The organism is Streptomyces sp. NTH33 (assembly GCF_003236365.1).
GTDB lineage: Bacteria > Actinomycetota > Actinomycetes > Streptomycetales > Streptomycetaceae > Streptomyces.
The window spans coordinates 1-19,221 of the sequence record NZ_POTZ01000024.1; the positions used below are offsets into that span (position 1 = coordinate 1).

Annotated in this window: 19 protein-coding genes and 1 pseudogene; 6 read left to right on the forward strand and 14 right to left on the reverse strand. The window is 72.8% G+C overall.

All coding sequences use genetic code 11. The annotated features are described in order from the left end of the window. The 3 genes from C1I97_RS04315 to C1I97_RS04325 form a co-directional block, all read left to right on the forward strand. A partial coding sequence (locus C1I97_RS04315; RefSeq protein ID WP_111001884.1) for a hypothetical protein occupies positions 1-296 on the forward strand: 296 nt, incomplete at its 5' end. A gap of 5 nt (positions 297-301) precedes the next feature. After that, positions 302-2,014, forward strand: a complete 1,713-nt coding sequence (locus tag C1I97_RS04320; protein WP_111001885.1) for a sodium/solute symporter — start codon at positions 302-304, stop codon at positions 2,012-2,014. Continuing rightward, complete coding sequence (locus C1I97_RS04325) at positions 2,011-3,210, forward strand: sensor histidine kinase (protein ID WP_111001886.1); 1,200 nt, start codon at positions 2,011-2,013, stop codon at positions 3,208-3,210. The genes C1I97_RS04320 and C1I97_RS04325 overlap by 4 nt, the downstream gene beginning before the upstream one ends. A gap of 9 nt (positions 3,211-3,219) precedes the next feature. Here C1I97_RS04325 and C1I97_RS04330 read toward each other — a convergent pair whose 3' ends face one another. From C1I97_RS04330 to C1I97_RS04350, 5 genes are all read right to left on the reverse strand, one after another. Next, positions 3,220-3,390: a hypothetical protein gene (locus C1I97_RS04330; protein WP_181446558.1), complete on the reverse strand. Its 171-nt coding sequence runs from the start codon at positions 3,388-3,390 to the stop codon at positions 3,220-3,222. 101 nt (positions 3,391-3,491) lie between these two features. Next, complete coding sequence (locus C1I97_RS04335; RefSeq protein ID WP_111001888.1) at positions 3,492-4,436, reverse strand: cytochrome c oxidase assembly protein; 945 nt, start codon at positions 4,434-4,436, stop codon at positions 3,492-3,494. 121 nt (positions 4,437-4,557) lie between these two features. Next, entirely contained in the window at positions 4,558-5,583 is a 1,026-nt protein-coding gene (locus tag C1I97_RS04340; RefSeq protein WP_111001889.1) for a 6-phosphofructokinase, read from the reverse strand. A 256-nt stretch (positions 5,584-5,839) separates the two neighbouring features. Next, positions 5,840-6,568: a type 1 glutamine amidotransferase gene (locus tag C1I97_RS04345; protein WP_111001890.1), complete on the reverse strand. Its 729-nt coding sequence runs from the start codon at positions 6,566-6,568 to the stop codon at positions 5,840-5,842. Between the two features lie 20 nt (positions 6,569-6,588). Next, the gene (locus C1I97_RS04350; RefSeq protein WP_111001891.1) at positions 6,589-7,827 is read right to left on the reverse strand and encodes a Mur ligase family protein; all 1,239 of its coding nucleotides are present in this window, start codon (positions 7,825-7,827) and stop codon (positions 6,589-6,591) included. 150 nt (positions 7,828-7,977) lie between these two features. Between C1I97_RS04350 and def the strand changes: the two genes are divergently transcribed. Next, positions 7,978-8,544 carry a peptide deformylase gene (def, locus tag C1I97_RS04355; RefSeq protein WP_111001892.1) on the forward strand — a complete coding sequence of 189 codons (567 nt, stop codon included), beginning with the start codon at positions 7,978-7,980 and terminating at the stop codon, positions 8,542-8,544. Here the strand turns inward: def and C1I97_RS04360 are convergent. Further along, on the reverse strand, positions 8,541-9,185 hold the full coding sequence (locus C1I97_RS04360) for a TetR family transcriptional regulator (protein ID WP_111001893.1): 645 nt from the start codon (positions 9,183-9,185) through the stop codon (positions 8,541-8,543). The genes def and C1I97_RS04360 overlap by 4 nt on opposite strands. Before the next feature lie 169 nt (positions 9,186-9,354). On the opposite strand from C1I97_RS04360, the gene C1I97_RS04365 reads away from it, so the two are divergent. Beyond that, a complete protein-coding gene (locus C1I97_RS04365; RefSeq protein WP_111001894.1) occupies positions 9,355-10,581 on the forward strand; it encodes an acyl-CoA dehydrogenase family protein in 1,227 nt (408 codons plus the stop codon). A 5-nt stretch (positions 10,582-10,586) separates the two neighbouring features. Here the strand turns inward: C1I97_RS04365 and C1I97_RS04370 are convergent, their stop codons facing one another. The 8 genes and pseudogenes from C1I97_RS04370 to C1I97_RS04405 all read right to left on the reverse strand — a co-directional run bounded on the left by C1I97_RS04370 (position 10,587) and on the right by C1I97_RS04405 (position 18,524). Further along, positions 10,587-11,105 (reverse strand): cupin domain-containing protein, encoded by a 519-nt coding sequence (locus tag C1I97_RS04370; protein ID WP_111001895.1) that lies wholly within the window; start codon positions 11,103-11,105, stop codon positions 10,587-10,589. Between the two features lie 7 nt (positions 11,106-11,112). Beyond that, on the reverse strand, positions 11,113-12,327 hold the full coding sequence (locus C1I97_RS04375) for a cytochrome P450 (protein ID WP_111001896.1): 1,215 nt from the start codon (positions 12,325-12,327) through the stop codon (positions 11,113-11,115). Next, positions 12,324-13,391 (reverse strand): annotated as a pseudogene (locus C1I97_RS04380) (type III polyketide synthase); the annotation flags it as partial. The gene C1I97_RS04375 and the pseudogene C1I97_RS04380, both read right to left, overlap by 4 nt. 366 nt (positions 13,392-13,757) lie before the next feature. Beyond that, positions 13,758-14,000 (reverse strand): DUF6213 family protein, encoded by a 243-nt coding sequence (locus C1I97_RS04385; RefSeq protein ID WP_111001898.1) that lies wholly within the window; start codon positions 13,998-14,000, stop codon positions 13,758-13,760. A 25-nt stretch (positions 14,001-14,025) separates the two neighbouring features. Next, the gene (locus C1I97_RS04390) at positions 14,026-15,411 is read right to left on the reverse strand and encodes an NADP-dependent succinic semialdehyde dehydrogenase (RefSeq protein ID WP_111001899.1); all 1,386 of its coding nucleotides are present in this window, start codon (positions 15,409-15,411) and stop codon (positions 14,026-14,028) included. 76 nt (positions 15,412-15,487) lie between these two features. Continuing rightward, the gene (locus C1I97_RS04395; protein ID WP_111001900.1) at positions 15,488-15,961 is read right to left on the reverse strand and encodes an NUDIX domain-containing protein; all 474 of its coding nucleotides are present in this window, start codon (positions 15,959-15,961) and stop codon (positions 15,488-15,490) included. Then, positions 15,958-17,496 (reverse strand): ATP-dependent DNA ligase, encoded by a 1,539-nt coding sequence (locus tag C1I97_RS04400; protein WP_111001901.1) that lies wholly within the window; start codon positions 17,494-17,496, stop codon positions 15,958-15,960. The genes C1I97_RS04395 and C1I97_RS04400 overlap by 4 nt, the downstream gene beginning before the upstream one ends. Positions 17,497-17,525: 29 nt before the next feature. Next, complete coding sequence (locus tag C1I97_RS04405; protein ID WP_111001912.1) at positions 17,526-18,524, reverse strand: NAD(P)/FAD-dependent oxidoreductase; 999 nt, start codon at positions 18,522-18,524, stop codon at positions 17,526-17,528. A gap of 77 nt (positions 18,525-18,601) precedes the next feature. Here C1I97_RS04405 and C1I97_RS04410 point away from each other — a divergent pair, with 77 nt between their 5' ends. After that, on the forward strand, positions 18,602-19,195 hold the full coding sequence (locus C1I97_RS04410; RefSeq protein ID WP_111001902.1) for a helix-turn-helix domain-containing protein: 594 nt from the start codon (positions 18,602-18,604) through the stop codon (positions 19,193-19,195). The last annotated feature ends 26 nt before the right edge of the window (positions 19,196-19,221 follow it).

Here is a 19,221-nt window from a genome sequence, read left to right on the forward strand (position 1 = left end):
CCCCGGGCCACTACCGCCCGCGCACCGAGATCGACGAGCAGACCACCCTCGGCCACACCTACGTCCGCTCCCTGATGCGCAGCCAGCTGCGCGCCGGCCTCACGGTGTTCGCGGTGCTGGCGCTGCTCGTCGGCCCGCTGCCGCTGGTGTTCGCCACCGTCCCCGACGCCCGGCGCCTGAAGTGGGCGGTGCTCGGCTTCGGCCTCTACGTCCCGCTGGTGCTGCTCGCCCGCTGGTACGTGCGCCGCGCCGAGCGCAACGAACGCGACTTCGTCCGCCTCGTGGGGGACCGCTGAACGCCGTGAACTCCGCCTACACCGTCCCCGCCGTCGCCCTCGTCGTGGTGGCCACCGTGTTCGTCGGCGCGTTCGGCCTGCGCATCTCCCGCACCACCTCCGACTTCTACGTCGCCTCGCGCACCGTCGGACCGCGCCTGAACGCCGCCGCGATCAGCGGGGAGTACCTCTCCGCCGCCTCGTTCCTCGGCATAGCCGGCCTGGTCCTCGTCCAGGGCCCGGACATGCTGTGGTACCCGGTCGGCTACACGGCCGGCTATCTGGTCCTGCTGCTGTTCGTCGCCGCCCCGCTGCGCCGCTCCGGCGCCTACACGCTGCCCGACTTCGCCGAGGCCCGGCTCGCCTCCCAGGGCGTGCGGCGGCTCGCGGGCGCCTTCGTCGTCGGCGTCGGCTGGCTGTACCTGCTGCCCCAGCTGCAGGGCGCCGGGCTCACCCTGGCGGTGCTCACCGACGCGCCCGACGCACTCGGCGGAGTGATCGTCGCCGTCGTCGTGGTGGCCACGGTCGCCGCGGGCGGGATGCGCAGCATCACCTTCGTCCAGGCCTTCCAGTACTGGCTGAAGCTGACCGCGCTGCTCGTCCCCGCCCTCTTCCTCGTCCTCGCCTGGCAGCACGACGGCGCGCCCCGCCGCGCCTTCGACGAGCCGGCCGCCTTCCGCGAGCAGCGCACCGTCCGCGTCGCCGACACCCTCGACCTCCGGCTGGAGCGCCCGCTCACCGTCACCGTGACCGGAACCGTCGACGGCCGAGTCCACCAGGAGAAGCGGGTGCGTCTGAACGCGGGCACCCACCGCGTCGAACAGGGCACCCGGCTCACCTTCGCGCCGGGCGCCCGCGTACCCGAGGCCACCCGCGGCGACAACGGCGGCATGTCCACCTCACTCGCCTCCGGTCGCGAGGAACGCCCGCTGTACGCCACGTACGGACTGATCCTCGCCACCTTCCTCGGCACCATGGGCCTGCCGCACGTCGTCGTCCGCTTCTACACCAGCCCGCACGGCGTCGCCGCCCGCCGCACCACCGTGGCCGTGCTCGGCCTGATCGGCGGCTTCTACCTGCTGCCACCGGTGTACGGCGCGCTCGGCCGCCTCTACGCCCCGGAGCTCACCCTCACCAGGAGCGCCGACGCCGCGGTGCTGCTGCTGCCCGACCGAGTGATCGGCGGCCTCGGCGGCGACCTGCTGGGCGCGCTGGTCGCGGGCGGCGCCTTCGCCGCGTTCCTGTCCACCGCCTCCGGGCTGACCATGGCGGTGGCCGGGGTGCTCACCCAGGACGTGCTGCCCTCGCGCGGGGTGCGGCACTTCCGGCTCGGCACGGTGCTCTCCATGGCCCCGCCGCTCGCCGCGAGCGTCCTGGTCGGCGGGCTGCCGGTCGCCGACGCCGTCGGGCTCGCCTTCGCGGTGTCCGCGTCCTCCTTCTGCCCGCTGCTCGTCCTCGGCATCTGGTGGCGGCGGCTCACCCCGCCCGGCGCGGCCGCCGGGATGCTGGCGGGCGGCGGCGGCGCGCTCGTCGCCGTCGCCGTGACCATGGCCGGCTTCCCCGGCACCGGACCGCTGCACGCACTGCTCGCCTGGCCCGCCCTGTGGTCGGTGCCGCTGGGCTTCCTCACCATGATGCTGGTGTCCCTGGCCACACCGGGCCGGGTACCGGCCGGCACCGCGGCCGTCCTCGCCCGCTTCCACCTGCCCGAGCAGCTGCGCGCGGAGGTGAGGGCGTGATCGGGTTCCTCGCCGGGCTGTGCGTGGCCGCGCTGCCGCTGCTCGCCGCCGGCTACTGGCTCGGCCGGCGCACCGCCCGGCCGCAGAGCCTCGGCGGACTCGGCACCCCCGTCGAGCACGCCACCTTCCAGACCCTGCACACCGCCTCCCTCGCCGCGCCGCCGCTACGGGCCGGGCTGACCGAGGAGACCGCCCGCAAGTCGGCCCGCCGACTGCGCTCCCTGCTCGGCACCGACGCCCTGTGCCTCACGGACGACACCCGGGTCCTCGCCTGGGACGGCGTCGGCGCACACCACCGCGGCGAGATCATGGAACGCCTCACCGGCCCCCTGGAGACCGGCCGCGGCGAGGCCTTCCGGCTCACCTGCCGGCTTCCGGACTGCCCGGTGCGCTGGGCCGTCGTCGCCCCGCTCACCGTCGACGACCGGGTGCACGGCGCCCTCGTCGCCTGCGCGCCCCGCGAGTCCGCCGTCCTGGTCCGCGCCGCGGCCGAGGTCGCCCGCTTCGTCTCCGTGCAGCTGGAGCTCGCGGACCTCGACCGCTCCCGCACCCGGCTCATCGAGGCCGAGATCAAGGCCCTGCGCGCGCAGATCTCCCCGCACTTCGTCTTCAACTCGCTCGCGGTGATCGCCTCGTTCGTCCGCACCGACCCCGAGCGCGCCCGCGAGCTGCTGCTGGAGTTCGCCGACTTCACCCGCTACTCCTTCCGCAGGCACGGCGACTTCACCACGCTCGCCGACGAACTGCACGCCATCGAGCACTATCTGGCGCTCGTACGGGCCCGGTTCGGCGACCGCCTCGCGGTCACCCTGCAGATCGCGCCCGAGGTGCTGCCCATCGCCCTGCCGTTCCTGTGCCTGCAGCCGCTGGTGGAGAACGCCGTCAAGCACGGCCTGGAGGGCAAGACCGGCACCTGCCACATCCGGATCACCGCACAGGACGCCGGCGCCGAGGCCCTGGTCGTCATCGAGGACGACGGCGCCGGCATGGACCCCGGCCTGCTGCGCCGCATCCTGGCCGGCGAGGACAGCCCCTCCGGCGGCATCGGGCTGTCCAACGTCGACGACCGGCTCCGCCAGGTCTACGGCGACGACCACGGGCTGGTCATCGAGACCGCCCCGGGCGCGGGCATGAAGATCACCGCCCGGCTGCCGAAGTACCAGCCGGGCGTGCACTCGGCGGCACGGCTCACATAGGGGTGGGCCTCAGGTTCCGCGGGTGACGATCATGCTCAGTGTGATCAGGCCCAGCACGACCCAGCCGAACCACAGCCAGCCGTTGCCGCCGAGCGCCACCGTGTAGGCCGTCACCGCGACGAGGGCGCCCACGGTGAGCACCCCCATCGCTCTCGTGGAGCCGTCCGTGGAACCGGGCATCGCGGCACCCTCCTCATGGTCGGTTGCCTCCATGGTGCCCCGGACCGCGGCGAAGCAGTACGGGGCGGTACGGGGCAGGGGTGCCGAATGAGGGAACCCGTTCAGTTCCCCTGGGCGTTCAGGGAGGCCAGATAGGCGTTGTACGCCTCGAGCTCCTTGTCGCCGTCACGCTCCGCGGCGCGGTCCTGGCGCCGGGCCTGGCGCTGTTCGGAGCCGTACCACTGGAAGAGCAGGGCGAGCAGCACCAGTACGGACGGGATCTCACTGAAGGCCCAGGCGATGCCGCCGGCCGCGTTCTGGTCGGTCAGGGCGTCGATGCCGAGGGAGGCGGGCGGGTGCAGGAAGGTCTCCACCATGGGCGCGGTCGCCATCATCAGCGCGATGCCGAAGAACGCGTGGAACGGCATGCCCGCGAACAGCTGCAGCATCCGCATGAGGTAACCCGACCGGTTCGGGCCCGGGTCGACGCCCATGATCGGCCAGAAGAAGACCAGGCCCACCGCGAGGAAGTGCACCATCATCGCGACGTGCCCGGTCTTCGACCCCATCAGGAAGTCGAAGAGCGGCGTGAAGTACAGCGCGTACAGGCTCGCGATGAACATCGGGATGGTGAAGAGGGGGTGGGTGATGACCCGCATGTAGTGGCTGTGCAGCAGCATCAGCAGCAGCTCGCGCGGCCCCTTGCGGCCCTTGACCACCGGCAGCGCGCGCAGCGCCAGCGTGACCGGGGCGCCGAGCAGGATCAGGATCGGCGAGAGCATGCTGATGACCATGTGCTGGACCATGTGCACGCTGAACATGACCATGCCGTAGTCGTTCAGCCCGGTGCACATCACCAGGACCACGGTCAGCACACCGATGACGTACGCCACCGTCCGGCCCACCGGCCAGGAGTCGCCGCGCCGTCGCAGCCGCACCACGCCCCAGCCGTACAGCGCGAGCCCGAGCAGGCAGGCGACGAGAAAGAAGGGGTCCGCGGACCACTGAAGGCCGCGTTCCAGCGTGAACGGCGGCAGATCCATCATGCCGTGCCCGCTGTGATCCATCAGCCGGCTCCTGTTTCGTGGGGTTGTGCGCTGTCTGTCCACAGCTGTCTGTCCGCACCCACACTAGAGCCGCCCCCGGCCGCTCTTGCGACCGGGGGCGGTTTGTGCTTACGCGTGTGTTCTACAGAACACACTCCGCCTCGGCGTACCGCTCCGCCGGTACCGTCTTCAGGGTCGCGACCGCCTCGGCGAGCGGCACCGTCACGATGTCCGTGCCGCGCAGCGCCGTCATCCGGCCGAACTCCCCGCGGTGCACGGCCTCCACGGCATGCCAGCCGAACCGGGTGGCCAGCACCCGGTCGTACGCCGTCGGGGTGCCGCCGCGCTGGACGTGCCCGAGGATGACCGGCCGGGCCTCCTTGCCGAGCCGCCGCTCCAGCTCGTCCGAGAGCTGCCGGGCGACGCCGGCGAACCGCTCGTGGCCGTAGACGTCCTTGCCGCCCTCGTCGAAGTCCATGGTGCCCGCCCTGGGCTTGGCGCCCTCCGCGGCCACCACGATCGCGAACCGCTTGCCCGCCGCGAAACGCTCGCCGACCCTCTTCGCCAGCTCCTCGATGTCGAAGGGCCGTTCGGGGACGACGACGGCGTGGGCGCCGGCCGCCATGCCGGACTGCAGCGCGATCCAGCCGGTGTGGCGGCCCATGACCTCCACGATCAGCACGCGCTGGTGGGACTCGGCAGTGGTCTTCAGCCGGTCCAGCGCCTCGGTGGCGACGGTCACGGCCGTGTCGAAGCCGAAGGTGACGTCCGTGGCCGCGATGTCGTTGTCGATGGTCTTCGGCACACCGACGATCGGCAGACCGCTGTCCGACAGCAGCCGGGCCGCCTTGAGCGTGCCCTCGCCGCCGATCGGGACGACCGCGTCCAGGCCGAGCTCCTCGACGTGGCCCCTGGCCCGCTCCACCCCGTCCCGCAGGTGCTCGGGGCGGACCCGGGAGGAGCCGAGGATGGTGCCGCCGCGGGCCAGGATGCCGCCCACCGCGTCGAGGTCCAGCTTGAGGTAGTCGCACTCCAGCAGGCCCTTCCAGCCGTCGCGGAAGCCGATGACCTCGTCGCCGTGGTCGACGACGGCGCGGTGCACGACGGACCGGATGACGGCGTTCAGGCCGGGACAGTCGCCGCCGGACGTGAGGACACCAATGCGCATAGCCCGAACAACCTTCTCCACGTGGGCACGGGACCGGACCGCGCTGTCCGGCTCGGTCCCCGCCACCCTAGCGGTACCCGGGGGCGGGGCCGAACCGTCCGTCCGCCTGCTGGACAGGGCCGCTCACCTGTGCGGACGGCCCGTCAGACGGGCTGCTCGCGCCGTACCGGCGGGCCGGTGCGCGCGGTCCGCCGGGGCGCCGGAAGAACCGTTCCCGCACAGGTCTCGCACGGGTGGACGCACGAGCGCGGCGGACCTAAGCGGGCTGCTGCGCCGCCGCGATGCGCTCGTTGCGCAGGGCCTCGTACCAGCTGTCGTCGACCGGCGGGAGCGCGTTGACGTCGAGTGCCAGCTTCAGCAGCAGGTCCGCGACCAGCGGGTTGCGGGCCAGCACCGGACCGTGCATGTACGTGCCGAAGACGGTGTCGTTGTACGCGCCCTCCGTGCCGTCGCCGGTGCCGTTGCCCTTGCCGATCCGGACCTGGGCGAACGGGCGGGCGGTGGAGCCGAGGTGGGTGAGGCCCTGGTGGTTCTCGAACCCGGTCAGCGGGGGCAGGCCGAGCCGCGGGTCGATGTCGCCCAGCACGTCGCCGACGCACCGCTCGCCCTCGCCGCGCACCGACACCACGTCGAGCAGGCCCAGTCCCGGCTCGCGCTGTCCGAGGTCGTTGATGAACTCGTGGCCGAGGATCTGGTAGCCGGCGCAGACCGAGAAGACGATCGCGCCGTTCTCCACGGCCCGGGTCAGACCGCCGTCACGGCGCAGCCGCTCCGCCGCGAGCCGCTGCGGCCGGTCCTCGCCGCCTCCGATCAGATAGATGTCGCCGGAGGTCGGGATGGGCTGGTCGCTGCGCACGTCCAGGCGGGCCACGTCCAGGCCGCGCTGCCGGGCCCGGCGCTCCACGACGAGCACGTTGCCCTGGTCGCCGTAGGTGCTCAGCAGGTCCGGGTAGATCCACACCAGCCGCAGTTGGTTGTCGCTCATGAAGTGCTCGTCCTTAGGGGTCAGTTGCCGACGCGGCGGCGCAGGTCCTGGAACGCGGTGTAGTTGGCGATGACCTCGATCCGGCCGGGCGGTGCCTGCTGGAGGGCCTGGTCGAGGTCGTCGCAGACCTGGAACTGCTGGCCGGCGACCTCCAGGCGCACCGCGAGGTCCAGCTTCCGTTCGCCGAGCACGAAGAGCGGGTGGCCGGTCAGGCGGGTGTAGTCGACGTCCCACAGCCAGGAGGTGTCGGTGCCGTCGGCGCTGCGGGCGTTCACCGACAGGATGACGGGCGCGGGCGGCGGGTCGATCAGGGAGAAGGTCTCCAGCCAGCCGGCCGGGTTCTTCGCCAGCAGCAGCCGCAGGTCGCGGCCCTGGAACTGCACGACGTCGTAGCGGCCGGCGACCGCCTGCACCTGGTACATCCGCTCCAGGGCGACCTGCGGCGGCACGCCGAAGACGGCGGCGACGGCCGCGGAGGAGGCGGCGTTGGCCTTGTTGGCGCGGCCCGGCAGCTGCAGGTGGATCGGCCAGGCGGAGCCGTGCGGGTCGAGGACGTGGTCGCCGTTCAGCGCCCAGCTGGGGGCGGGCCGGCGGAAGCCGCACTCGCCGCAGAACCAGTCGTCACCGGGGCGCTGCATCACACCGCCGCAGGACGGGCAGGACCAGGCGTCGTCCTTCCACATCTGCCCGGCGGCCACCCAGATCACATTGGGGGAGGAGGACGCGGCCCACACCACCAGCGGATCGTCGCAGTTGGCGACGATCACGGCCTTGGAGCCGGTCAGGGCCTCGCGCCAGTTCTCGGCGAGCATCCGGGTCTCGCCGGCGCGGTCGAGCTGGTCGCGGGAGAGGTTGAGCAGCGCGATGCACCTGGGGGCGGTGTCCCGGGCCACGCCCGCGAGGTACTTCTCGTCGACCTCTATCACGCCGAACTTGGCGTCCGAGCCGCCCGCCAGCGCCGAGGTGATGCCCGCGGGCATGTTGGCGCCGAGGGCGTTGGAGACGACCGGGCCCGCGGCCCGCAGGGCCTCGGCGATGAGCCGGGTGGTCGTGGTCTTGCCGTTGGTCGCCGAGACCAGGATCACGTCCAGGTGCTGGGCGAGCCGGCCGAGCAGGTCGGGGTCGAGCTTGAGGGCCACCCGGCCCCCGATCACCGAACCGCTGCCGCGACCCGCGGCACGCGATGCCGCGGCGACCGCCTTGCCCGCGGTCACGGCCAGCTTGGCCCGCGGCGTGAGCGGGTCCGAGTTGCCTGCCATCAGTCCTCGATCCTCCTTGCGTACGCGCCGCGCCTGAGTCATCCGGCAACGTGGTGGGGGCCTCAGCCTATCGAGATCCACCGGCGCTCCCGAATCCCGGCCCGTGCCTGCGCGGCGGGCACGGGCCGAGGGAACCGTACCCTTGCCGCCATGCGACACGGCTCGATCCCCGGCGCCCGCGGACGCGTCCGGCCCCTCACCCTGCTCGGCGACCCCGCCCTCGACGCGCCCTGCGCCGAGGTCACCGACTTCGGCCCCGCGCTGTCCCGGCTGGTGGAGGACCTGTTCGCCACGATGTACGAGGCACGGGGCGTGGGCCTGGCCGCCAATCAGGTGGGGGAGTCCCTGCGCGTGTTCGTGTACGACTGCCCGGACGACGAGGACGTGCGCCACCTGGGCCATGTGGTGAACCCGCGGCTGGTGGAGGCGGACGGCGTGCGGGTCCGCGGCCCGGAGGGCTGCCTGTCCCTGCCGGGCCTGGAGGCGGGGACGGAGCGCTACGACCACGCGGTCGTCGAGGGTTTCACGGTGACCGGGGAGCCGGTCACCGTGCACGGGACGGGGTTCTTCGCCCGGTGCCTGCAGCACGAGTGCGACCACCTCCAGGGGCGCCTGTACGTGGACCACCTCACGGGGTGGCGCAGACGCAGGGCGCTGAGACAGGCGGCGAAGGCGCCCTGGAACCGCACGGACCGGAAGGGCGCCGGGAAGGCCTAGAAGCCCGGGCCGCCCACTTTGTCCCCGGCCGCCGCCAGCCGGCCCCACAACAGGTCCGCCAGGCTGCGCACCAGCTCCGCGCGGGAGCAGGGGCGCTCACCCAGCCACCAGTCACCGGCCGCGTGCATCATGCCGACGATGCCGTGCCCCCACACACGGGCCAGCTGCTGGCTGCCCGGGCCGAGGTCCAGCCGCTCCTCGACGACCTGGGCCAGTTCCTCGCCCATGCGGCGCAGCAGCGGGGCGGAGTGCCTGCCGACGTCGAAGCCCTGGTCGCCGCCCTGACCGCCCTCCGCCGGGTGCATCAGGAACCGGTAGACCTGCGGACGGGCCTCGATGGCCGCGAGGTAGGTGTCCAGCGTGGCCTCCACCCGCTCGCGTCGGTCCGCGGGGGCGTCCAGCGCGGCCCGCAGCGAGTCGAGCAGGGCGTCGGTGTGCCGCTTGGCGAGGGCGGCGTACAGCCCGCCCTTGTCGCCGAAGTGGCGGTAGAGGATCGGCTTGGTGATGCCGGCCTCGGCGGCGATGGCGTTCATCGATGCCTGCGGGCCGTCGCGCAGCACCACCCGGTCGGCGGCCTCCAGCAGCTCGCGCCGTCGGCGGTCGGCGGACCGCTGCTGACCGGTCCGCTGCGTGGTGTCCATGAGCTCTCCCCACCCGTGCTGATTCGGTGACGCCTGCGCAAACTAACACTGACCGTGCCCAAAAGATCGAACGGGCTGCCGAGGAGTCGCCGGAAGCCGACTTCCTCCACCGGTGGGCGACACAGTAGGGTTACCGCAAGTAACACGCGTGTGCGCCGCTGGAGGGGACATGGCCGAGTTCACCATGGAGCTCAACGACGAACAGAAGGAGGTCCGGGACTGGCTGCACGGCTTCGCGGCCGACGTGATCCGGCCCGCGGCCGCCGAATGGGACGAGCGCGAGGAGACGCCCTGGCCGGTCATCCAGGAGGCCGCGAAGGTCGGCATCTACTCCCTCGACTTCTACGCCCAGCAGTACTTCGACTCCACCGGCCTCGGCATCCCCATGGCCATGGAGGAGCTGTTCTGGGGCGACGCCGGCATCGCCCTGTCCATCGTCGGCACCGGCCTGGCCGCGGTCGGCGTCCTCGCCAACGGCACCGAGGAGCAGATCGGCACCTGGATCCCCCAGATGTACGGCGACGCGAGCGACGTCAAGGTCGCCGCGTTCTGCTCCTCCGAGCCCGACGCCGGTTCCGACGTGGCCTCCCTGCGCACCCGCGCGGTGTACGACGAGGCCAAGGACGAGTGGGTGATCAACGGCACCAAGACCTGGGCGACCAACGGCGGCATCGCCAACGTGCACGTGGTCGTCGCCTCCGTCGACCCGGAGCTCGGCTCCAAGGGCCACGCCTCCTTCGTCGTTCCGCCGAACACGCCGGGGCTGTCCCAGGGCCAGAAGTTCAAGAAGCACGGCATCCGCGCCTCGCACACCGCCGAGGTGATCCTGGACGGCGTGCGCGTCCCCGGCTCCTGCCTGCTCGGCGGCAAGGAGAAGCTCGACGAGCGCCTGGCCCGGGCCCGGGAGAAGGCCCAGAAGGGTGGCGACCGCGTCAAGAACGCGGCGATGGCCACCTTCGAGGCGTCCCGTCCGGCCGTCGGCGCGATGGCGGTGGGCACCGCCCGGGCCGCGTACGAGGTCGCCCTCGACTACGCCATGACCCGCGAGCAGTTCGGCCGGCCGATCATCGACAACCAGGGCGTCGCCTTCCAGCTCGCCGACATGCGCACTCAGGTCGACGCCGCCCGCCTGCTGGTCTGGCGCGCCTCCTGGATGGCGGTCAACGGCAGGCCGTTCACCGCCGCCGAGGGCTCGATGTCCAAGCTGTTCGCCAGCGAGACCGCGAAGAAGGTCACCGCCCAGGCGATCCAGATCCTGGGCGGCAACGGCTACACCAGGGAGTACCCGGTGGAGCGGATGCACCGCGACGCGGCGATCTACACGATCTTCGAGGGCACGAGTGAGATCCAGCGGCTGGTGATCTCCCGGACGATCTCGGGGATGCCGATCCGCTGACGGCGTCAGCGGTGCCTGAGCGGCGTCAGCTGCTCGATGTCGTAGCGCTTGCGCAGTGCTTCGATGGCCTCGTGGTCCGGCGGGCCTCCGTCGCCCAGGATGTCGAGCAGTTCCTCGAAGTAGCGCTCGTGGTCCGGGGGCGGGGAGGCCTGGAAGAACATCTTCGCCGGGGAGTCGGTCGGGTTGGCGAACGCGTGCGGGCAGCCCGGGGGCACGACGATGACCGTACCCGGGGTCGCCCGCACCACGCGGTTGCCGGAGCCGGACTCCCACTTCTGCCAGTGGTCGGGGGTCCGGATCCGCGGCTCGAAGGCGAGCACGTCCAGCTCGCCCTCGAGCACGTAGAACAACTCCTCGCTGCGCGTGTGCACATGGGCGCCCACGTCGAAGCCGGGCGGGACCTCCACCTCGAAGGTGGAGGCCACCCGCGAGTGCGAGCCGGTGACCTTGAACGTCACGCGCTGGGCCGGCGTTTCGACGACGCGCCCGTGGCCCGGCGGCACGAGCAGTCCCTCCGTGGTCATGGCGGGCTCACCACGTCACGGGCAGGGCCTCGGGCCCGCGGACCGAAGCGCCCTTCCTGAAGGGCACCTGATCCGCCGGCACCGCGAGCCTCAGCCCCGGCACCCGGTCCAGCAGGGCGTCGAGCAGCAGCTCCGACTCCAGCCGGGCCAACCGGCCGCCCGGGCAGCGGTGCGGGCCGGAGCCGAACGCCACGTGCGGGTTCGGACTGCGCGAGAAGTCGATCGACTCGGGGTCCGGGAAGACGTCCGGGTCGCGGTTGGCGGCGAGGTACGACACGTGGACGGCGTCGCCGGCACGCATCCGTACGCCCCCGACCTCCACGTCCTCCAGAGCGGTCCGGGACAGCCCGACCGCGTTGTGGTGCGGAATCCAGCGCAGCAGTTCGTCGACGGCCCGCGGGCGGATCCCCGGCTCACGGCGCAGCCGTTCGGCCAGCTCGGGGCGGGTGAGCAGGACGTAGAACATCTGCCCGCCGAGGTGGGTGACCGCCTCGCCGCCGGTCTGCAGGAGCACCGCGAGACCCACGGCCTCCCGCAGGGTGATCTCCCGGCGTCCCACGGCCGCGCCGAGGAGCGAGGCGACGTCCTCACCGGTGCTCTCCACCCGCGCGTCGATGAGCTCGGCGAAGTACGCGCCCATCTCCTCCCCGGCCTGCTCGCGGGCGTCGGCGCCGTGCGGGGAGGACAGGATCAGCCGGGTCCAGGCGTGCACGCCGTGCCGGTCGGCGGGCGGCACCCCCATCAGCTCGCAGATCACCGCGATCGGGAACGGGCTGAGCACCGCACGTGTGAGATCGGCGGGCGGGCCGCCTCGGAGGAGATCACCGACCAGTTCGTCCAGCATCCGCCGGGAGCTCTCCCGTACCCGCTCGACACCGTGCGCGGTGAAGGCGGGGGCGACCGAGCGGCGCAGCCGGGTGTGGTCGGGCGGGTCCAGGAGGCCGACCGCGTCGCGGGTCGGCGCGGAGTGCGGGGCCGGGCCGGTGACCTGGCGGTCCATGGCCGCCGCGCGGCTGAACCGGGGGTCGTCGGTGACCGTTCGCACGTCGTCCATACGGGTCACCAGCCACGCCCGGCCCTCGCCGTCGGGCGACTCGACGCGGGTGACCGGGCTCTTTGCCATCAGACCGGCCAGGACCGGGTCGAAGTCGACGCCGGCCGGGTCGGGCGTGGACCGGCGCCGCACCGGGGGCAGTGTCTCGGTGAGCGTCTCCTCGGTCATGCCCCGGCCCCGATCTGCCAGCTGCCGAGCGACATCTCGGCGGTGATGCCGGGGCCGAACCCGGCGAGCAGCCCGCGCGCCCGGTCCTCGGGGGCGCCCTCGTCGAACAGCCGGCGCAGCGCGTCCAGGACGACGGCGCTGGCGATGTTGCCGTACTCGGTGAGCGTGGCCCGGCTGAACCGGAACGCGTGCGGCTCGACGTCCAGGAACTTGCTGAGGTCGTCCAGAATGCGGGGGCCGCCCGCGTGGATGACGTAGAAGTCCAGGTCGGACGCGTCCCAGCCGTGCACTCCAGCCAGGTCCCGCAGGGCCGGGGCGAGCGGCTCCATGGTGGTGGGCACCCGTTTGTCCAGCAGGAAGTGGAAGCCGGTCTCCCGGACGTCGTACGCGATCCACTCCTCGGTCTCGGGTATCAGGTACGAGCCGTTGCGCTCCAGCCGGACGCCGGTGCCGCCGGTGCCGCGGACCACGGCGGCGGCGATGCCGTCGCCGAACAGGCCGTTGGAGAGCAGGGAACCGACGCCGAGGTCGGTGGGCTGGTAGCACAGCGAGCAGAACTCGCAGGCCACGATGAGCGCGTTGGCGTCCGGGTAGGCCGTGCAGAAGTCGTGGGCCCGGTTGATCGCCGCGCCGCCGGCCGCACAGCCCAGCTGGGCTATGGGCAGCTGGCGGGTGGTCGAGTCGAAGCCCATCTCGTTGATCATCCACGCCGTGAGCGAGGGCATCATGAAGCCCGTGCACGAGACGTAGATGATGACATCGATGTCGGAGGACAGGAGTCCGGCGTCGTCGAGCGCGTGCCGGACGACCTCGGGGACCCTGGCCTTGGCCTCCTGCTCGTAGAGCTTGTTGCGCTGCTCGAAGCCGGGATGCTTGAGGGTCTCCTCGATGGGTTGCACGATGTGCCGGGTGCGCACGCCGGTGTTCTCGATCAGCCGGAGGGCCAGCGGGAGTTGCGGGTGGTCCGCGTGGCGGGAGCGTGCGAGCTCCAGCGTTTCCTCCATCGTGATCACGTGCTCTGGAACGGACACCGAAGGTCTGCACAAAGTCGCCATGAGCCGTGCCTGCTTTCGCCTTCCGGAAGGCCGGTAGCCCCCCGGTCAGAGGGTGGTGCACCCAGAAGGGTGGTCCACCCACGATCGCCCGAAAGAGGCGGTGATCTCTCGGTGGACTACTCCAATCCGGCGACGGCGAGTAAGCCCCACACGTCCCCCGCACCACCGGCGGCGCCGCCCCGGCCGAGCAGAAAACCGCTGGTCGGAAGGCACTTCATGGAGGGAGCGGACCGGCCTTCGGGCGGGCGCCCGGCCGCGTGTGCCGCGTGACCGGCCCGCGCAACGGACCGGGGCGCCCGGCCGCGTGTGCCGCGTGACCGGCCGCGCAACGGACCGGGGCGCCCGGCAACGCGTCGCCGGGGCGGATTCCTCCGGTCAGCCGGAAGGCGCCGCGCCGCTGCTGTGGGCGATGCAGGCGACATCGATACGGTCGGCCAGCTTGGCCAGTTCGATGGTCAGGGCGGCGACCGTGTCCTCGTCGAGACCCTCCTGGCCGGCCTCCACCAGACGCAGCCATCGGCCGCCGACCGTCCGCAGCAGCTTGCTCACGTCGGCCGCGGCCACCTGCAACGTGCCGCAGTCGTCGACGATCAGAGGCAGAGTCACTTCGCGGTTCACAAAGGTGATCGTAGCCGCGGAACCCTCACGCCCCGTGCCATACGGTGGTGATGTTGCAGAACTCGCGGATTCCGTGCCCGGACAGCTCACGCCCGTACCCCGACCGCTTCACCCCGCCGAAGGGGAACGCCGGGTGCGAGGCGGTCATCCCGTTGACGTACACCCCGCCCGCCTCCAGGTCCCGTACGAACCGGTCGACCTCGCTCTCGTCCCGCGTCCAGACGTTCGAACTCAGTCCGAACAGCGAGTCGTTGGCGATCAGCACGGCCTCGTCCAGGTCGGCCGCCCGGTACAGCGTGGCCACCGGTCCGAAGGCCTCCTCGCGGTGGATGCGCATCTCGCGGGTGATGCCCGCCAGTACGGTCGGCGGGTAGTACCAACCGGGCCCGTCGGGCCGTTCGCCACCGCACAGCACGCTCGCCCCGCCGCGCCTGGCGTCGTCGACCAGCTCCTCCAGATCCGCCCGGCCGCGCTCGCTGGACAGCGGCCCCACCTCGGTGTCCTCCCGCATCGGATCGCCGACCTTCAGCGCCCTCATGCCGGCCACGAACCGCTCGGCGAAGGCGTCGTAGACGTCCGTGTGCACGATGAACCGCTTGGCGGCGATGCACGACTGCCCGTTGTTCTGCACCCGTGCGGTCACCGCGACCTCGGCGGCCCGGTCGAGGTCGGCGGAGGGCATCACGACGAACGGGTCGCTGCCGCCCAGCTCCAGCACCGTCTTCTTGACCATCTCCCCGGCGGTGGACGCCACCGCCCGCCCCGCCGGCTCGCTGCCGGTCAGCGTGGCCGCCTTCACGCGCTCGTCGCGCAGGATGTCGTCGACCGCGCCGGAGCCGACGAGCAGGGTCTGGAAACAGCCCTCGGCGAAGCCCGCCCGGTGGAACAGGTCCTCCAGGTACAGGGCGGTCTGCGGCACGTTGGAGGCGTGCTTGAGCAGGCCGACGTTGCCGGCCATCAGCGCGGGAGCCGCGAACCGGATCACCTGCCACAGCGGGAAGTTCCACGGCATCACCGCCAGTACCGGACCGAGCGGCCGGTAGCGCACCAGGGCCCGGGAGGCCCCGGAGTCCTTCACGTCGGCGGCGGCGGGCTCCTCGTCCGCGAGCAGTTCCTCGGCGTGCCCGGCGTACCAGCGCATCGCCTTGGCGCACTTCGCGGCCTCCGCGCGGGCCTGCTTGACCGGCTTCCCCATCTCCGTGGTCATGACACGGGCGATCTCCTCCTGGTCCTCGTCGAGGAGATCGGCGGCCCTGTTCATCAGCCGGGCCCGCTCGGCGAAGGCCGTCGTCCGGTACGTGCGGAACGTGGCCCGGGCGAGCTGGAGCCGACGCTCGAGCTCCTCCTCGCCCATGGCCTCGTACGTCTTGAGCGTCTCGCCGTTGGCCGGGTTCACCGTGGCAATGGACATGGCTGACCTCCCCTGGAACGGGCTGTGTTTCGACCTTCGCGCGCCGCGGTGCCCGCCGCAACGCGTGAGGGCCTCCTCAGAGCGAGTGCTCAGCCAGCCGGTCGAGAAACGCGGCCTGGGCCCTGACGATCACCTCGCGGGCTCGGTCCAGACCGAGCCACGCCACGCGGTCGAGCTCCGGGAACTCCCGCGTCCGCCCGGACCGCGGCGGCCACTCCATCAGGAACGTGCCGGGGCTGATCGCCGCCGGGTCGAGGTCGGCCTCCACCGCCCAGACCGTGACGGTCTTGCCGTTCGCCTGCCGGACCTCGCCCAGCGGCACCGCCTCGCCGTCGGGCGGCTCCAGCCCCAGCTCCTCCTGGAACTCGCGGCGGGCGGCCTCCCAGGCGGGTTCGTCCGGGGCGTACTCGCCCTTGGGCACGGTCCAGGCGCCGGCCTCCCGCCGGGCCCACAGCGGGCCGCCCATGTGGCCGAGCAGGACCTGAAGGCCGTCGTCGGCGCGCCGGAACAGCAGCAGACCCGCGCTCCGCCTCCCCCGCCGGTCCGTCACGGCCCCACCTCCGGATGCGCGGCCAGCAGTGTCTGAACGGTGTCCGCCTCCTCGGGGCGCTTGTCCTCCCGGTAGCGCACGACCCTGGCGAAGCGGAGGGTGACGCCCGCCGGATAGCGGGAGGAGCGCTGCAGGCCGTCGTAGGCGATCTCGACGACGAGCTCCGGGCGTACGGTCACCCCCCACCCCTTCTCCTCGACGGCCAGCCGGCGCAGCCGCTCGGTCTGCCAGGCCAGCATCGCGTCCGTCATGCCCTTGAAGGTCTTGCCCAGCATGACGAAGCCGCCGTCGGCGGTGCGGGCACCCAGGTGCAGGTTGGACAGTCTGCCGGTGCGGCGGCCGTGGCCCCACTCGGCGGCCAGGACCACCATGTCCAGGGTGTGCACGGGTTTGACCTTCAGCCAGGACGCGCCGCGCCGGCCCGCGCTGTAGGGGGCGTCGAGGGCCTTGACGACGACACCCTCGTGGCCGCGCGCCAGCGTCTCGGCGAGGAACCGCTCCGCCTCGGCCACGTCCTCCGGTTCGGACAGCACGGTGCGCCGGACCCGCATCGGCTCCGGGACCAGCCGGGCCAGCTCGGCGTGCCGCTCGGTCAGCGGCAGGTCGAGCAGATCGCGGTCGCCGGCCGACAGCACGTCGAAGAAGACGGGGGAGACGGGGACCGCCTCGGCGGCCGCGGCCACGTCCACCCGGGAGCCGACGCGCCCGGCGGTCTCCTGGAACGACCGCGGCCGCCCGTCCGCCCCGAAGGAGATGACCTCGCCGTCCAGGACGAACCGCTCGCCCGCCAAGCCCAGGGCGGCGGCGGTCACTTCGGGCAGCCGGCCGGTGATGTCGTCGAGGGTGCGGGTGTGGATCCGTACGGTGCCGCCGTCCCGGTGGACCTGGACGCGGATGCCGTCCAGCTTCTCCTCGACGGCGCAGGCGCCCAGCCTGTCGACCGCCTCGGCCACCGAGGAGGCGCTGTGCGCCAGCATCGGCAGCACCGGGCGGCCGACGGTGAGCCGGAAACGCTCCAGCGCCGACGGGCCGTCCGCGAGCAGCGCCCGCGCCACCGCCCGCAGCGACCCGGCCAGCATCACCGCCCGCCGCACGTCCGCCGGCGGCGCACCCGTCGCCCGGGCCAGCCCCTCCACGGCGATGGCGTCCAGCGCGCCCTGCCGGACCTCCCCGGTGAGCAGCCCCCGCAGGAACCGCTGCTCGTCCTCGGTCGCCGCGCCCATCAACTCGCCGATGATCCGCGACCGTTCCGCCTGCGCTCCGGGCCCGGACACCGTGCCGAGCCCGCTCAGCCGGAGGTCCACCTCGCGCACGGTCAGGGAGGGCGCGGGGGCGGGCGGGACCCCGCGGCCCAGCACCTTCCACCCCACGCCCAGCCGTCCCTGCGGCAGCCGCCCGGCCAGGTACGGAATGACGATCGGCACGTCGTCCGCCTCCGCCTCCCGGAACAGCTCCGCGAGCAGGGCGGTCTTCTCCGACCGCGCCGAAGTGGCCGCGACCTCCCGCGACACCTGGGCCAACCGGGCGAGCAACATGCGGTCAGGGTGCACCGGAAGGCGGCGTCCTACACCCGGGCGGTACCGCCCGTCGCGACGGCCGCGTCGAGGTCGGCGAACAGCAGCTCGCCGTTGACCGCCGCACCGGCCCGGTAGCCGCGGCTCGCCGCGTTGATCACCTGCTCGGCGAAGCCGCTCGCGTTCCCTGCCGCCCACAGGCCGGGCACGGTCGTCAGGCCCCGTTCGTCGATCACGGGGTACGCCCCGAACGGTGTCTCGCGCAGTTCGGCGCCCAGCCGCCGCAGGAGACCGGTCCGCGGGACGGCGCGGGGCGCGACGAACAGCACCTCGCGGGCGTGTGCCGTGCCTCCCCCGGAGGGGATGTCCCCAGCGAGCCGGACCCCGGTCAGCCGGTCGGCCTCGACGACCACTTCCGCCACCCGGCCGGGCACCACGCGGACCCCGGCCGCCGCGAGCCTGCGCCGGTCGTCGTCGGACAGCTCCGCCTCGGTGAGCTCGTGCAGGAAGAAGGTCACGTCCTTGGACCACTGGGTCACCATCAGCGCCTGGTGGACACTCTGCGGGCCGGCGGCGAGCACGCCGAAGGCCCGGTCGCGGACCTCCCAGCCGTGGCAGTACGGGCAGTGCAGCACGTCCCGGCCGAAGCGTTCGGCGAGACCCGGGACCGTCGGGAGCTCGTCCTTCAGGCCGGTGGCGACGACCAGGTGCCGGGCACGCAGGGTGCGCCCTCCCGCCAGGGTCACGCCGAACTCCCCGTCGGCGTCCCGCACGGCGTCCACCGCCCGGTCCCGGACCAGCTCGACGCCGTAGCGCGCGACCTCCTCGCGGCCGGCGGCGAGGAACTCGGCCGGGGGCATCCCGTCCCGGGACAGGAATCCCTGCATGTGCGCGGCGGGCGCGTTGCGCGGCTCGCCCGCGTCGACGAGCAGCGTGCGCCGCCGGGCCCGGCCGAGGACCAGCGCGGCGGAGAGTCCGGCCGCGCCGCCTCCGACGACGACGGCCTCGTATCCCTCGCTCTTGCTCCCGGTGCTCTTGTTCTCGGTCATGGTGACCACCTCCACCGTGAAGGTCGCCCGGGCGATGCCGCATTGACAAATGAACTTGCCGATCCTGCAATGAGCGCATGACCACCGAGGATGTACTGGCCGACGTGGGTCCGCGGCTGCGTCGGATCCGGAAGGAGCGGGAGGTCACGCTCGCCGCGCTCTCCGAGGCGACCGGGATCTCCGTCAGCACCCTCTCGCGGCTGGAGTCGGGCCTGCGCAAGCCCAGCCTGGAGCTGCTGCTGCCGATCGCGCAGGCCCATCAGGTGCCCCTGGACGAGCTGGTCGGCGCCCCGCCGGTCGGCGACCCGCGGGTGCGGGTGGAACCGGTCGTGCACGGCGGGCGCACCCACTGGCCGCTGACCCGCCGGCCGGGCGGCCTGCAGGCGTTCAAGGTGCTCGAGCCGCGGCGCAGGCCGGCGCCGGACCCGCGGACCCACGAGGGATACGAGTGGCTGTACGTGCTGTCCGGGAGGCTCCGGCTGGTGCTGGGCGAGCACGACCTCGTGCTGACCGCGGGCGAGGCGGCCGAGTTCGACACGCGCGTGCCGCACTGGTTCGGGTCGACGGGGGAGGGACCGGTGGAGTTCCTGAGCCTGTTCGGGCCGCAGGGCGAGCGGATGCACGTACGGGCGCGGCCGTCACGGCGGGCGCGTCGTGGTGAGGACGGCTGACTTCCGGTGTTCCCCGATCGGCAAGC